The organism is Eubacterium sp. AF34-35BH (genome assembly GCF_003477765.1).
Lineage (GTDB): Bacteria > Bacillota > Clostridia > Lachnospirales > Lachnospiraceae > Eubacterium_G.
In genome coordinates, this window is sequence record NZ_QUDZ01000003.1 from 70,056 (window position 1) to 85,103 (window position 15,048).

At 34.0% G+C, this 15,048-nt stretch carries 13 protein-coding genes and 1 riboswitch; all 13 genes read right to left on the minus strand.

Going from position 1 to position 15,048, the window contains the following annotated elements; all coding sequences use genetic code 11:
* Positions 1 to 3: 3 nt before the first annotated feature.
* Positions 4 to 1,161 (minus strand): acyl-CoA dehydrogenase, encoded by a 1,158-nt coding sequence (locus tag DWZ69_RS03990; protein WP_022165354.1) that lies wholly within the window; start codon positions 1,159 to 1,161, stop codon positions 4 to 6.
* A 34-nt stretch (positions 1,162 to 1,195) separates the two neighbouring features.
* Positions 1,196 to 2,068: a 3-hydroxyacyl-CoA dehydrogenase NAD-binding domain-containing protein gene (locus tag DWZ69_RS03995; RefSeq protein ID WP_117998934.1), complete on the minus strand. Its 873-nt coding sequence runs from the start codon at positions 2,066 to 2,068 to the stop codon at positions 1,196 to 1,198.
* An 84-nt stretch (positions 2,069 to 2,152) separates the two neighbouring features.
* Positions 2,153 to 2,944, minus strand: coding sequence for an enoyl-CoA hydratase-related protein (locus DWZ69_RS04000; RefSeq protein ID WP_022165356.1), 792 nt, complete (start codon positions 2,942 to 2,944; stop codon positions 2,153 to 2,155).
* Positions 2,945 to 3,059: 115 nt separating this feature from the next.
* Complete coding sequence (locus DWZ69_RS04005) at positions 3,060 to 4,244, minus strand: acetyl-CoA C-acetyltransferase (RefSeq protein WP_117998933.1); 1,185 nt, start codon at positions 4,242 to 4,244, stop codon at positions 3,060 to 3,062.
* A gap of 122 nt (positions 4,245 to 4,366) precedes the next feature.
* On the minus strand, positions 4,367 to 5,209 hold the full coding sequence (locus tag DWZ69_RS04010; protein WP_117998932.1) for a DUF975 family protein: 843 nt from the start codon (positions 5,207 to 5,209) through the stop codon (positions 4,367 to 4,369).
* 251 nt (positions 5,210 to 5,460) lie between these two features.
* Positions 5,461 to 6,486 (minus strand): branched-chain amino acid aminotransferase, encoded by a 1,026-nt coding sequence (locus DWZ69_RS04015; protein ID WP_117998931.1) that lies wholly within the window; start codon positions 6,484 to 6,486, stop codon positions 5,461 to 5,463.
* Between the two features lie 104 nt (positions 6,487 to 6,590).
* Positions 6,591 to 8,834 carry an ABC transporter permease gene (locus DWZ69_RS04020; RefSeq protein ID WP_117998930.1) on the minus strand — a complete coding sequence of 748 codons (2,244 nt, stop codon included), beginning with the start codon at positions 8,832 to 8,834 and terminating at the stop codon, positions 6,591 to 6,593.
* Entirely contained in the window at positions 8,824 to 9,708 is an 885-nt protein-coding gene (locus tag DWZ69_RS04025; RefSeq protein WP_117998929.1) for an ABC transporter ATP-binding protein, read from the minus strand. The genes DWZ69_RS04020 and DWZ69_RS04025 overlap by 11 nt, the downstream gene beginning before the upstream one ends.
* Positions 9,701 to 10,078, minus strand: a complete 378-nt coding sequence (locus DWZ69_RS04030) for a GntR family transcriptional regulator (protein ID WP_022165362.1) — start codon at positions 10,076 to 10,078, stop codon at positions 9,701 to 9,703. The genes DWZ69_RS04025 and DWZ69_RS04030 overlap by 8 nt, the downstream gene beginning before the upstream one ends.
* A 113-nt stretch (positions 10,079 to 10,191) precedes the next feature.
* Positions 10,192 to 12,141: an NAD-dependent DNA ligase LigA gene (ligA, locus tag DWZ69_RS04035; RefSeq protein WP_117998928.1), complete on the minus strand. Its 1,950-nt coding sequence runs from the start codon at positions 12,139 to 12,141 to the stop codon at positions 10,192 to 10,194.
* A gap of 40 nt (positions 12,142 to 12,181) precedes the next feature.
* The gene (locus tag DWZ69_RS04040; RefSeq protein WP_117998927.1) at positions 12,182 to 12,910 is read right to left on the minus strand and encodes a pseudouridine synthase; all 729 of its coding nucleotides are present in this window, start codon (positions 12,908 to 12,910) and stop codon (positions 12,182 to 12,184) included.
* A 483-nt stretch (positions 12,911 to 13,393) separates the two neighbouring features.
* On the minus strand, positions 13,394 to 14,215 hold the full coding sequence (locus tag DWZ69_RS04045; protein ID WP_117998926.1) for an energy-coupled thiamine transporter ThiT: 822 nt from the start codon (positions 14,213 to 14,215) through the stop codon (positions 13,394 to 13,396).
* 41 nt (positions 14,216 to 14,256) lie between these two features.
* A riboswitch (TPP riboswitch) is annotated at positions 14,257 to 14,353 on the minus strand.
* Positions 14,354 to 14,427: 74 nt separating this feature from the next.
* Positions 14,428 to 15,036: a thiamine diphosphokinase gene (locus DWZ69_RS04050; protein WP_117998925.1), complete on the minus strand. Its 609-nt coding sequence runs from the start codon at positions 15,034 to 15,036 to the stop codon at positions 14,428 to 14,430.
* Positions 15,037 to 15,048 lie beyond the last annotated feature (12 nt).

A 15,048-nucleotide genomic window follows, 5' to 3' on the forward strand; every position in this document is an offset into this window, starting at 1 on the left:
CTATTACTTTAATAAGTTTGCAGAGATTACCATACGCTGAACTTCTGAAGTACCTTCGTAGATTTCTGTAATCTTAGCATCTCTCATCATTCTTTCAACGTCATATTCTCTGATATAACCATAACCACCGTGTAACTGAACAGCCTTAGTTGTAACTTCCATTGCAACTTCTGCTGCATATAATTTAGCCTGAGCAGCTTCGAAACCATATTCCTTCTGAGTATCTTTAGCTCTTGCAGCCTTGTATACTAACATCTTAGCAGCTTCTACCTTAGTAGCCATATCTGCTAACTGGAACTGAGTATTCTGGAACTGACCAATTGCTCTACCGAACTGTTTTCTTTCCTTAACATATTCGATTGTTGTTTCAAGAGCACCTTCAGCAAGACCAAGAGCCTGTGAAGCGATACCAATACGTCCACCATCAAGTGTATGCATAGCGATACCGAAACCTTTACCCTTCTTACCAAGTAAGTTTTCAGCTGGGATACGGCAATCTTCAAATATTAATTCGTATGTAGCTGAACCACGGATACCCATCTTCTTTTCTTTTGTACCAAATGTAAATCCAGGTGTTCCTTTTTCAACGATAAATGCTGAAATTTCTTTCATCATTCTACCACGTTTTTCAACTTTACCTGTTACAGCGATTACGATGTAAACATCTGCGTACTTACCATTTGTAATGAAGCATTTAGAACCGTTTAATACCCATTCATTTGTAGCTTCATCAAATACAGCCTTTGTCTGCTGTCCCTGTGCATCTGTACCGGCACCAGGTTCTGTAAGACCGAAAGCTCCAAGCTTCTTACCACTTGCAAGATCTGGAACATATTTCTTCTTCTGTTCTTCTGTACCGAATGTCATAATAGGATCGATACAAAGTGATGTATGTGCAGATACGATAACACCTGTTGTACCACATACTTTTGATAATTCTTCAACACACATTACATATGTTAAAACGTCACATCCCTGTCCGCCGTATTCCTTAGGAACCGGTATACCAAGGAAACCATATTTTGCCATCTTTTCAACTGTCTCTACTGGAAACTGTTCATTTTCATCTGTTTCCTGAGCAAGAGGTTTAACTTCATTTTCAGCGAATTCTTTGAAAAGAGTTCTAGCCATTTCATGTTTTTTGCTTAAAGTAAAATCCATTTATCTTTCCTCCATATTTATAGTTTGCTCTAAATTACTGAGCATCTACTGGTGTCTTTGTACGGTCTGCGTTATAAACGTAGAATCCCTTACCTGACTTAACACCAAGATTTCCACCTCTAACCATCTTACGGATTAATGGACATGCACGATATTTGCTATCTCCTGTCTCATTATAAAGTACATCCATAATTGCAAGGCAGATATCTAAACCAACGAAATCACCTAATTCAAGTGGTCCCATTGGGTGGTTAGCACCAAGCTTCATAGCTGCATCAATACCAGCGATATCTGAAACACCTTCCATCTTAATGAAAGCAGCTTCGTTAATCATTGGAATTAAAATTCTGTTTACTACAAATCCTGCAGCTTCATTTACCTGTACAGGTGTCTTTCCAATTTCTTTTGAAATCTTAATGATTTCTTCTACTGTTTCGTCAGGTGTATTAACGCCTGCGATAACTTCTACTAACTTCATTCTATCAGCAGGGTTGAAGAAATGCATACCAATCATAGGACGTGTAAGACCATTTCCGATTTCTGTGATAGAAAGTGATGATGTATTTGAAGCAAAGATACATTCAGGCTTGCAAATCTTATCTAATTCACCAAATGTAGTTTTCTTAACTTCCATGTTTTCAAATGCAGCTTCAACGATTAAGTCACAATCTGCACATAAGTCTTCCTTAAGACCTGGTGTGATGCTATCAAGAATACCATCAACCTGTTCCTGTGTCATTTTTCCTTTTTCAACAAGTCTTGCATATCCTTTAGCAATCTTGTCTTTTCCGCCTTCTGCCCATTCCTGCTTGATGTCACATAAAGCTACTGTGTAACCATCAACCATAGCAAAAGCCTTTGCGATTCCCTGGCCCATTGTACCAGCACCAATTACTCCAACTTTCATCTTATTTTCCTCCAAAAATATTTTTATAAAATTTAAATTGTATCCACAATGAAATTAAATCCATGTGGTGTTTTCCTTATTTAATTATTTGTTCTGGAAAGGAACAACCTTTAACTTCTTTTCTTTATCTTTTTCAAGGAAGTTACCCATTCCTGCCTTCTGATCTTCTGTTTCGAAGCAGCTTCCAAATAATTTTTCTTCAATAACGATAGCATCATCCATGCTTGCATCAAGACCATCATTGATAGCTTTCTTACAAGCTCTAACTGCGATAGGAGCCTGCTTAGCAATTGTTGCAGCTAACTTCTTTGCAGCATCTAATAATTCTTCCTGTGGATATACAGCATTTACAAGACCGATTCTGTAAGCTTCATCAGCCTTAATGTTTCTAGCTGTGTAAATCATCTGCTTAGCCATTCCAGGACCAACTAATCTTGCAAGTCTCTGTGTTCCACCAAATCCAGGTGTGATTCCAAGACCTACTTCAGGCTGTCCGAAAATTGCATTTTCAGAACAAAGTCTAATATCACAACTCATTGAGATTTCGCATCCACCACCTAAAGCAAATCCGTTTACGGCAGCGATTACAGGAATGTCAAATGTTTCTAACTTTCTAAATACATCGTTTCCTTTTTTACCAAATGCTTCACCTTCAGCCTTTGTTAATGTTGACATTTCTCCAATATCAGCACCGGCTACAAATGATTTTTCTCCTGCACCTGTTAAAACTAATGCTCTTGTTTCATCTAAATTAACTGCATCTAAAGTTGCATTTAATTCATCAAGAACCTGGCTGTTTAATGCATTTAATGCCTTTGGACGGTTGATTGTAATTACTCCAACAAATCCATCCTGTTCATAAGTAATAAATTCCATATCACTTCTCCTTAAAAAATTATAATTGTATTAAGAGTTTGGATAAACTCTTATGGTAGAAAAACACACTAAAAGCTGGTAGTAAAAAATTGCCACCAGCTTTTTATGTATTCAATTAGTCTCTTTCAACGATTGTTGAGCAACCCATTCCGCCACCGATACATAAAGTAGCGAGACCCTTCTTAGCATCTCTCTTCTGCATTTCATGAAGTAATGTAACAAGGATACGGCAACCTGAAGCTCCTACCGGATGTCCAAGTGCGATAGCACCACCGTTTACGTTTACTTTGCTCATATCGAACTTTAAGTCTCTAGCAACTGCTACTGACTGTGCTGCGAAAGCTTCGTTAGCTTCGATTAAGTCCATATCATCAACTGTTAAGCCAGTTTTTTCCATAACTTTCTTTGTTGAAGCAACTGGTCCAACACCCATGATTTCAGGTGCAACACCACCAAGTGCTCCGCCAACAAATGTAGCCATAGGTGTAACACCTAATTCTTTAGCTTTTTCTTCACTCATAACTACAACTGCTGCAGCTCCATCGTTAATACCTGAAGCATTTCCTGCTGTAATAACACCATCAGGCTTTCCTGAACAGCATCTCAATTTACCAAGTGATTCAGCTGTTGTACCAGCTCTTGGTCCTTCATCTGTATCTACAACGATATCGCCCTTTCTATTCTTAACAACAACAGGTACGATTTCATCTTTGAACTTACCGTCAGCCATAGCCTTTTCGCATTTCTGCTGTGAGTTTGCTGAGAATTCATCTAATTCTTCTCTTGAGATTCCCCACTGTTCAGCTACGTTTTCAGCAGTAATCATCATGTGGTAGTTGTTGAATGCATCTGTTAAAGCATCATTTACCATTGTATCAATGATTGTACCATTGTTCATTCTGTAACCAAATCTTGCCTTTGGAAGTGCGTATGGTGCCATTGACATATTTTCCATACCACCTGCAACAACAATATCAGCATCTCCTGCTTTAATCATCTGTGCAGCCATGTTTACACAGTTAAGACCTGAACCACAAACAACGTTTACTGTAACTGCTGGTGTTTCAATTGGAAGACCTGCCTTGATTGAAGCCTGACGAGCTACGTTCTGTCCAAGACCAGCCTGGATAACGCATCCCATGTATACGTGATCAACAGCGTCCTTTGGTACGCCTGCTCTCTTAAGAGCTTCTTCAATAACAATAGATCCTAAAACTGGTGCTGGAGTTGTGCTTAAAGCTCCACCCATCTTACCGATTGCTGTACGACATGCGCCTGCAATAACTACTTTTTTTGACATAATATTAATCCTCCATATATATAATTTTTAAAAAGATTTTCAACTTTGTTATAATTTTAACAAATTATAATTCCTTTGTCTAGTATAATAATCGAATTTTGTTTCCAAAAAGTGACTTTTTTCTAAACTTCTTCGTAACTGTCATAATTTGTATTAAAATTATCATGCTGTTGCTGATTATTGTGCTTAGGATAACCACATAGAGTCACGTACAATTCTACATCTGTTAAATATTTATATGGTACAACATAGAATATGTTAAGTATACCACATGTAAATGATGCCAAAATATTCCAACCAATAAATGATAAGTCAAGGACAAACGCATTCATTTTATTTCCCATCATCATTTGTCTGCTTCTTCTAAAAGCTTCGCTGGAACTCATATTAGGATTTTCAGCGAGCAAATATGGTATCATTCTGTATTCGTACATTTTAACTATACCGGGTATAATAAATAACAGTGACCATAATGATGTATATAATGATTTTAAAAACATTGTTTTTGCAATGTTTAAATACCCATTTCTGAACCCTTCTGTCATTTCACTAAATTGAGGATTCACTGTTCTGTTTTTAATTAACCATCTCTTACAGCCAACCTCTAACTGCGCAAAAACTAAGAAAGCTAAAGCGAGACCTGCGAGGAAAATGATTATTCCAAGTATTAACACCATGGAAATCTGTGTGTATGAAATATTTTTTATAATTCCCAGTAATCTTGTTCTTAAAATATTAAACTGTAAATTCGCACTTTGATCTGTATATTCCATATAAGAGTTGTCTGTTAATATAGAATTTCCCGTGTTAGTTATGTAATCTGTTACGTCATTAAAATTAACTGATGTTCCAAAACTAAAATTGCCAATAACAATGGATAATATCAAAGTTACAAGTACCGCACTCCAGTAATTCTTCTGTAGTATCTGTCTGGCTGTACTTTTTAATTCTGCTCTTGTCCACATATATATTTTTCTCCTTCATAATAGTAATAGCTACAACAAATTAATTGGGGTTTTTAAAAAATCCCAATTATATAACTAAGAATGTCCCTTGTGACATTCTACGCATCGAGCGCATGTTGCTTCAGCAACATTTTTCCCTTTGCGCCAGTGTGCATCCCTAGTGGAACGTTATTTATTAATTGTGATTTCTTTGAAATCCCAATTAATAAATAAGCCCGCCTACTGTTACATAAGCGGACTTTTTATTGTCATTACTTAATTTCTACTAACCAGCCTTCTGGAGCTTCAATTCTGCCCATCTGGATACCTGTTAATGTTTCATATAATTTCTTTGTAATAGGTCCCATTTCATCCATTCCACTTGGGAAGCAGATTTCTTCGCCATGATTTACGATCTTACCAACAGGTGAAATAACTGCTGCTGTTCCACATAAACCACATTCTGCAAAATCTTTAACTTCATCGATGAATACTTCTCTTTCTTCAACTTCAAGTCCAAGATATTCTTTTGCAACATACATAATTGAACGACGTGTAATTGAAGGTAAAATACTATTTGACTTTGGAGTAACAACTTTATTATCTTTTGTTACGAAAATGAAGTTTGCACCACCTGTTTCTTCTACCTTTGTTCTTGTTGCTGCATCAAGGTACATGTTCTCATCAAAACCTTCTGCATGTGCAGTAACAATTGCATGTAAGCTCATTGCATAGTTAAGACCTGCTTTGATATGTCCTGTTCCATGAGGAGCTGCTCTATCAAAATCACTAACCTTAATTGTAATTGGCTTTGCACCGCCTTTAAAGTAAGGTCCTACAGGTGTTGTAAGAACTCTAAACTGATATTCTTCTGCAGGCTTAACACCAATTACTGATGAGCTTGCGAACATATAAGGTCTTACATATAATGTAGCTCCTGAACCATATGGTGGAACGTATGCTGCGTTAGCCTTTACTGTTTCTTTAATAGCTTCTACGAATTTATCCTCTGGGAATACAGGCATCTCTAATCTTCTTGCTGAATCAGCGAAACGAGATGCGTTTAAGTCAGGACGGAATGTGACTATGCGGCCATCCTCTGTTGTGTACGCCTTCATTCCTTCGAAAATAGTCTGAGCATACTGTAATACTCCGGCACATTCGTTAATGACTACGTTTGAGTCCTCTGTTAATACTCCATCATCCCACTTGCCATCTTTGAAATTTGCCACAAATCTCTTGTCTGTATCTACATAACCAAAACCAAGATTTGCCCAGTCAATATTTTTCTTGTCCATCTTTTATTCCTCCGTATTATCAATTTGTCTAATATTTTGACATATGTGTATTTAAATCAAAACCTTATTCAATTATATCACTATTTTTTTCTCGGTCAATAAGACTACTTTAATTTTTCCCACTTATAGTTATATAAAGAATCTCTAATGCCATCACCATTAAGACCAAACTTACCGTTTTTTAATTTCAGGCATTTCTTTTCCCTATTTTTAGGTAATGTTACACATCCTGTAGTCTGTACGCCATTCTCTTCTACCTGACAGAACATAATTTTATCAAACACCTTATCTAAAGTGCCTGTTTCCATGTTACTACCTAAAGAATATGTATATTTCCAAAGATTTCCCTTAACTCTCTCACATTTTGATTCTTTAACACTAAAAGATGTTGTGTAAAAATCAAATTTATCACTGTCGTATAAAAAGGCTCTTATCTCTTTAGTATTGTTCCAATACTTTGGAACTTTAAAATAAACAGTGCGTTGTTCTTTTCCGGTCATTGTGCCATAATTATTGTCCTGACCACTATGCATTTCCTGTTTTAAGTTAATTAATTCAATATTTTCATATCCATTATCTATTAAGAATTTATATAAGTTTTTATGTTTCTTACTAATGTTGAGTGTTACGTATATTTGATTATCGTCACCATTATAAGTGTCTTCTATAAATGATAATGCCAACTGCCATTTCATATTCTTTGTGCTAAAGAATTTTTCACCCATTTGGTCGTAATCTTTCTTTGCTGCATTTCTCAGCTCTTCGTAAATTTCCTTCTTTCCTTTTTCAGTAAATTCATCTAAGCCTGTACTTCTGTCATTAACAGTGTCAGTTATCTCAACATACGACAGATAGGAAGCAGGTATTTTCATAAGATTACCAACTATATTATTTTGTTTCTTAACGATTTTTGACAATCTGTCAAACTCATCCCCATAAAAACATCCATCATAAGTTCTGTTTATATAAGAACCATTTTTCAGCTTATATGAAATGTTTAATCTATAATAATCCTTTGTTATTTCATCCACGCCTTCTTCTGCGAATGTTACATCTTTACTTCCGTAAATAGGATATATTATACTCTTATCTTCAAGTACCTGTTTAACAACAGCTCTATGTGCATTTAAAGTTGCCTCAATTGCGTTCTTATCCTTAATATAATACTCACTAATATTAACGCCGTTTACAATGAAGCTTGAACTGCTGTCCATTGAAACTGCAACTGCCTCTACATCTTTTTCATTAGGTATTCTCTTGTCAAATCCTAAACCGCCTCTGGCAATTGAAATCAAAAAAATTAATACAAAAACTATATCGATTCCTATTACTAAAACACTTTTTCTAATGTCAGCCAGACTTCTGTTATAAATTAAATGGAGTATTATAACTGTTGCAATTGTGCCAATTAAAATTCCAACAGTAAACCATATAAACTGTAACCCTGTTGATTCTTTTCCAGAAATAGCAACAAGTATCCAGCCGAAACAGAAACCAACTGCAAAACCGGCAAATACTTTTATAGTCTGCTCAAGTCCTATATAAATTGATGAGTTCTGTGCAACTTCAACTTTTCTTTTCTTAACGAGATAGTAACTTGCAATAAGTAATGCTACACTAAAACCTACCCACCATAATACATAGAGCAGATTGTGTTTTCCGAAAGCCCCTGCAAACGGTGCAAGGAAAGGACTTAAAAATGTGTAAATTTCGTAGTTATTCATTGACTTTACGCTGTATCCCGGAAGTATTGAATTTGGGAACAGGTAGCAAATCAAAATGCATACCGGATAAATTCCGTTTATGGCTATATAACTTACAACTGTATCCACAACTGTTCCACAGCAAAGTGAAACTACTGAAATAAATGCCACGTTGCCTACAACAGCAATTGCAACAAACAATACATTTCTTGACACGTGCAAAAATCCATCCAAGTCAAAAGTCATCATTGCACTAATTAAGCCAACTATAAATATTGGTATAACTGTCTGGAATATTACAGAAAACAATCTTGTAAATAACATTGTCGCCCTATCTACAGGAAAGCTACCAAACATATCCACACATCTTTTATTATGTATGTATGAAAATGACACAAAGGCAAAGACTGTAGAAAAAATCATTGCCACTAATGTAAATGTTGTTCCAATAAGCACCGGTGCCGCATTTGCAACTTCTTCTATGTTTCTGTTTTTTAATTTAATAATAAGTTCCATTAAAGGAGATGATACTGATAATAAAAGAATATATGCAATTAATATGCCTCTGTATCTTTTGTTAGTCCATCTAAATAAGTTTAAAGCTTTCTTCCTTTGACTGAAAGCTGTCGGTATATTACTTGCCATATCCTACCCCCTCCATTTTGCTTATAAATACTTCTTCTAATGTAGAAGGCATAACCTCAATAAATGCAGGTTCCAATTCATTTAATTCTTTCATGATTTCCTCAATATCTCCCTTTACCATAAGTACATAATAATTTCCAACCTGCCTCATTATGTCAGCCCCAATTTGTCTAAACACTTTTCTGTCAATTGACTTATTAAAAGCAAGCTGTATTTTATGCATCTGGCTTTTTAGTTCATCGGTCTCTTCATTAGTTACCAATGTACCTTTATGTAAAAGTACGATTTTGTCACAAATATCATCTATTTCTCTAAGATTATGAGATGCTATAATACATGTCATCTCTCTGTCTGTTACATCCTCAATTATCAATGTTTTCAATGTATTTCTTATTACAGGATCAAGGCCGTCAAAAATTTCATCTAAAAATAAATATTTAGGATTTGTTGCAAACGCCAAAATAACAGACGCCTGACGTTGCATACCTTTACTCATGTTTACAATTTTTTTGTTTGTTGCAATTGGAAACATTGAACATAATTTCAAATAACGTTCCTCGCTCCAGTTTGAATACATTCTTCTGTACAAGTCTGCCATTTTATCAACTGTACTATCATTAAAGAAATACGGATAGTCAGCAATGTATGCACATCTTTCTTTTATAACATGGTTATCAAAGGCATTCTGACCGTCAATTATAACCTGTCCCTGATTAGGTTCATAAACTCCAGACAATGTTCTAAGTAATGTACTTTTTCCACTGCCATTGCTACCTGCCAAACCGAATATCATTCCCTCTGATATTTCGCAGTTTAAATTATTTATTGCGACTGTTTTTTCAAATCTTTTTGTGAGATTTTTTATTTCAATCATTCACTCTTCCTCCGCTTGTAATTTCATCTACCAACTCAATCATTTCATCCTTGGTAATCCCCTTTTTATATGCTTTATCTATTGATTCTTTCAAATCATTTTTCGCCTGGATTTTTTCTGCCTGGTTTTGATCTAACTTGTTAGAAACAAAACTTCCTCTTCCTACTGTAGAATATATATATCCATCTTTTTCAAGCATTTTGTAAGCCTTCTGAACAGTATTTGGATTAATTCCCAATTCTGTAGCCAAAATTCTAACCGGTGGTAATTTTGTATCACTTTTCAAAACACCTAAAGATACCAGTCTTATTACATCATCGTATAGCTGCTGATATACCGGTGTTCTGGAACTGAAATTTACAGTAAGCATTCCTTACCCCTTTCTTTTTCATTTGTACTACTTGGTGTAATACAATCCAATTATAAATAAAAAGCAGTTGTATTGTCAACTGCTTTTCTGTGTATACTTAAGATATTATTTTTTTATTTCCAACGCTCTAAAAACTGTTCTTCATTAATGATTTCTATACCCAGTTCTTTGGCTTTTTTGTTTTTAGAAGAATTTGATAGTAAATCATTATTAATTAAATAATTAGTTTTTGAAGTTACTGAGCCTGTAACCTTGCCACCTCTTTTTTCGATATAATCTTTTACTTCATTACGATTGGCAAACCTTTCCACACTTCCTGTAACCACAAAGTTAAGACCTGCCATGTTTTGTTCTTCGTTGTTTTCTTCTTTTATAATTGTTAATTCATTTAATAAGTTGTTAAACTTTTTAATATTTTCTTTATCAGAAAAATACTCCACAAATTTAACAGCCATCTTGTCACCAATGCCATCTATTTTAACTAACTCTTCTGCTGTAGCATGTGTGATTTTTTCAATATCATTATTAAAGTATTTGCAAATAAGCTTGGCATTTGCCACACCGATATTCGGAATTCCCAGGCTATATAAAAGAGCATGTAATTCTACCTCTCTTGCCTTGTTTAAGGAATCAATTAAATTGTCGTAAGACTTTTGGCCAAATCCAGGTGTTTCCACAATTTCTTTCTGATATCTGCTTAAATTAAATATATCCGCAAATTCGTGAATGTATCCTGCATCGATAAATTTCTCTAAAGTTTCCTCTGATAATCCATCTATGTTCATTGCATTTCTTGAAACAAATAATGAATATAATTTAACATGCTTTGCGGGGCATTGTTTGTTCGGACAATATAAAGTTTTTACTCCGTTGTCATTTTTTATTTCTGTTCTTTCTCCACATGCCGGGCAAATTTCAGGTATAACGCACTTGCCTGATTTAGTTACGTTTTCGGAAATTTGAGGGATAATCATATTAGCCTTGTACACTTTAATTGTATCCCCATCTCCTAATTTAAGTTCCTCCATTATGCTGATATTGTGAACACTTGCTCTTGTAACTGTAGTCCCTTCAAGTTCTACCGGTTTAAAAACTGCAACAGGATTAATCAAACCTGTTCTGCTTGGACTCCATTCGATATATTCTAAAGTTGTCTCAGCCTGTTCATCTTCCCATTTAAAAGCAATTCCGTTTCTTGGGAACTTCGCAGTTCTACCTAAAGATAAACCATATTCAATATCATCATACATTAAAACCAAACCATCTGAAGGATAATCGTATTCTTTGATTTTTTCTGCAAAATATTTTACAGTTTCTTCCATATTTGAAGATGTTACTTCTTTTCTTTCAACAACTTCAAATCCCTGTTGTTCAAGCCATAAGTATTGCTGCTCAATTGAATTTTTAAAATCAACATTTTCTGCACTAATCAAGGCAAAAGCTATAAAGTTTACATTTCTTTTAGCAGTAATTTCACTGTTTAATTGTCTTACGGAACCTGAGCATAAATTTCTTGGGTTCTTATATTTTGCCTGAGCATCCTCAATTTCCCTGTTGATTTTTTCAAAATCAGAATATTTTATAATGGCTTCTCCACGTAACACCAGTCTTCCCTCATAAGGAATGCTTAAAGGAATGTTTTTGAATGTTTTTGCATTATTTGTTATAACTTCACCAATTTCACCATTACCTCTTGTAACAGCCTTAAAAAGTTTTCCCTGCTGGTATGTTAAAACCACTGTAAGGCCATCAAGTTTCCAAGACAATAATGATTTTTTGTCTCCCGCGAAATCAGCCAGCACACTTACTTCCTTAGTTTTGTCCAAAGATAACATTGGACTTTCATGCTGTTCTTTAGGAAGTTCACTTACAACCTCATAGCCTACATTAACAGTGGGGCTGTTCGCCAAAACAATTCCTGTATCTTTTTCTAACTGTACTAATTCATCATATAAAGCATCATATTCAAAGTTGCTCATTATTTCCTTTGCATCCTGATAGTATGCTTTACTCGCCTTATTTAATATATCTACTAACTCTTTGATTCTTTCTTTTTTATCCACTTTAAATCTACCCCTCACTTACATATTTTGATAAACCGCTTTAATTTTTCTTTAATGAATCTAATTCACTATTTGTTAAGTTTCTATAATTTCCAATTGGTAAATTATCCAAATGCACTCCCATAATTCTGACTCTTTTTAATTTCTGAACTTTAAAGCCAAGAGTTTCGCACATTCTTCTAATTTGTCTATTTAAGCCCTGAGTTAAAATAATATTAAATGTATGTTTATTAACTTTTTTAACAACGCAAGGTCTTGTAACCTGATCTAATATTTTTACTCCTTTGGACATTTGTTTGATAAACTCCTCTGTAATGGGTTTATCAACAGTTACAACATATTCCTTTTCATGATAATTGGAAGCTTTTAAAATGTTATTAACCAACGCCCCGTCATTCGTTAACAATATTAACCCTTGAGAATTCTTGTCCAATCTTCCAATAGGATAAATTCTCTTCCTATAGTTAATATAATCAACAATATTATCGGGATTATTTTTGTCAGTTGTACATTCTACTCCAACAGGCTTATTAAAAGCTATAACAATCTGTTCTTCTTCTCTTGAAACTTCTTTTCCATCAACAGTAACTTTGTCTAACAAATTTACTTTCTGCCCCATCAAAGCAGTTTCGTTGTTTACCTTAACATGCCCTTCTTCTATTAATCTGTCAGCCTGTCTTCTTGAGCAAAAACCTGCATCACTTAAAAATTTATTTAATCTTATTTCTTCTGTATTACTTTTCTGTTCTTTTAATCTTTTATTATCCATATACATACCTTATTTTAGTATTTTTAACTTAAATTATTCTAAATAAATCCTTCTAAATTATACATCTTAATAATGATAAATGATACTAGAAACAACGTCAACAAAAATAAGATAAGAGAAGCTGTATATTATCAAAAACCTTAACTAATATATAAAGCAATAAAACTTTAACTCAAACTAAAACAAATGAAACTTCAGCTACAAAATGCTAAAAAGAAGCTGCAACAATTTTGTTACAGCTTCAGCTAACAAATTTATAGAACATGTACTCTCCCTCTAATAGTTTATAGTTTAATTTATTTCTAATACCCTTATTTATATTTTACATTCACACAAATACATATCTATAAATATTATTATTTATTTTTCAGCATGATTAATTATTCGTTTTTGCAATTAATTAGTTTTGGTAATTAATTCGCTTTAGTAATTAATTTGCTTATTAATCAGCTTTATTTTCTTTCAAGGTTTGTTTCTGATTTATTAATTTTCTCTTCTAGGCAAAACAGTTTTCTTTTTTGAAACTACTAATTTAGTAATTACATAAGTTAAGCCACCAACAATAACACCTACTAATAAAATCACACCTACTAACATCCAGTTTGTATTTGCGATAAGTGTTATCTTAAATCCGTCTTCTGTCTGGATTTGTCTAAATATAATTAGGAAGTCAACAATTATTGCTATACCACATACTAATACGCCATTTAAAACAGCCATAATGTTCTTTGACTTTTCTCTTGTTACAGGTTTTGCTGCTCTTAAATCAATTGAATTTGAAACAAGCGCCATAACATATACTGTAACTACAGTTTCAGGAATCATGTATGCTCCATTGTATACTAAAGAATATAATGCTCCATCAGCTGTTGGAATTGATACACCTGCCCATACTGTACAACCTGTAATAAAATGACATAAATATCTTAATAAACAAACAATCAATGTTCCTAAAACTAAGGCACCTGTCTGATGTTTATTTTTCTTAACAACACCAAGTAAACCAAGCACTGTAAAAGCCACAATGTAATCTAAAAGAATTATGGCAATCATAGCTGTTGTTGATGTAGCATAAGAAACATTTGATAGACCTGTTAATAATTGCAAAATACTATATGTAAAACTTGTAATAAGTCCCCATTTTAATCCATTCCTGTAACCTGCAATTATAATAGGCAACATACTTGCCGCTGTTACTGCTCCACCGTATGGCATGTCGATAATCTTAATAAAGCTTAACACAAAAGCCATAGCAATCAAAACTGAACATTCTACCAATGTTCCTGTTTTCTTTGTTTTTTCCATAAAAAAAGTCCTCCTTAGAATATAATATCACCAGAGAACCTATACATAACTAAATGCTTCCTTACGATGGTACTAACCATATCAAGTAGTGAGGGTCGACATACATCTCTCAGCCATCCGGCACCCCTAGCGACATATTTTTCATTATTTATTCTATATTCTTTAACATTTTTTGTCAAGTTGGCAAAGTATTGTATACATATCTGATTAGTTTAATATACAATTAGAAGACTTCCTTTTCCAACTGATATAACAGGATTTGCATTTACAAACTGATTGCTTACCCCTAAAGGTCTGTTTTCCTCAAGTTTATAGTTTTCTATATTATATAATGCATTTTTTATTGTAACATTATGAGCAACTCCGTTTATCGCAAAAACCGAAAATATATTTTTTTCTTTTCCTGTTATTGAAATCGAACCATCTGAAACAACTGTATATGTGTTATTACCATCAACCATCTTAATGTTGGCTCCTAATTGTGATGCATATAAAAGTGTTTGTATATTGGCAAAAGTATGGTCTATCCTTCCACCGGTTCCTCCGAAAATCACAATGTTATTAAAGCCTTTGTGCAATGCTGTCTTAACACAAATCATCATATCTGTTTCGTTTTTCATTACTTTGTGCTTTTCCACATTGCCACCAACAGGAACATATCCTAAAGAGTCAAAATCACCTATTACCAAATCAGGTTCTATTCCAAGTTGGTGTATTTTCTCAAAACCGCCATCTGCCGCTATTACAAAATCATTTTCTTTTTTAGTAAAATTGGTACCGGAGTTATCTCCGGCACCAACTATATAACATACGTTTTCCATTTATTTGACCTA

Bases quoted from the DNA above. Each gene is read 5' to 3' on its own strand.
- DWZ69_RS03990 (WP_022165354.1), bottom strand. From the start codon at position 1,161: ATGGATTTTACTTTAAGCAAAAAACATGAAATGGCTAGAACTCTTTTC.
- DWZ69_RS03995 (WP_117998934.1), bottom strand. From the start codon at position 2,068: ATGAAAGTTGGAGTAATTGGTGCTGGTACAATGGGCCAGGGAATCGCA.
- DWZ69_RS04000 (WP_022165356.1), bottom strand. From the start codon at position 2,944: ATGGAATTTATTACTTATGAACAGGATGGATTTGTTGGAGTAATTACA.
- DWZ69_RS04005 (WP_117998933.1), bottom strand. From the start codon at position 4,244: ATGTCAAAAAAAGTAGTTATTGCAGGCGCATGTCGTACAGCAATCGGT.
- DWZ69_RS04010 (WP_117998932.1), bottom strand. From the start codon at position 5,209: ATGTGGACAAGAGCAGAATTAAAAAGTACAGCCAGACAGATACTACAG.
- DWZ69_RS04015 (WP_117998931.1), bottom strand. From the start codon at position 6,486: ATGGACAAGAAAAATATTGACTGGGCAAATCTTGGTTTTGGTTATGTA.
- DWZ69_RS04020 (WP_117998930.1), bottom strand. From the start codon at position 8,834: ATGGCAAGTAATATACCGACAGCTTTCAGTCAAAGGAAGAAAGCTTTA.
- DWZ69_RS04025 (WP_117998929.1), bottom strand. From the start codon at position 9,708: ATGATTGAAATAAAAAATCTCACAAAAAGATTTGAAAAAACAGTCGCA.
- DWZ69_RS04030 (WP_022165362.1), bottom strand. From the start codon at position 10,078: ATGCTTACTGTAAATTTCAGTTCCAGAACACCGGTATATCAGCAGCTA.
- DWZ69_RS04040 (WP_117998927.1), bottom strand. From the start codon at position 12,910: ATGGATAATAAAAGATTAAAAGAACAGAAAAGTAATACAGAAGAAATA.
- DWZ69_RS04045 (WP_117998926.1), bottom strand. From the start codon at position 14,215: ATGGAAAAAACAAAGAAAACAGGAACATTGGTAGAATGTTCAGTTTTG.
- DWZ69_RS04050 (WP_117998925.1), bottom strand. From the start codon at position 15,036: ATGGAAAACGTATGTTATATAGTTGGTGCCGGAGATAACTCCGGTACC.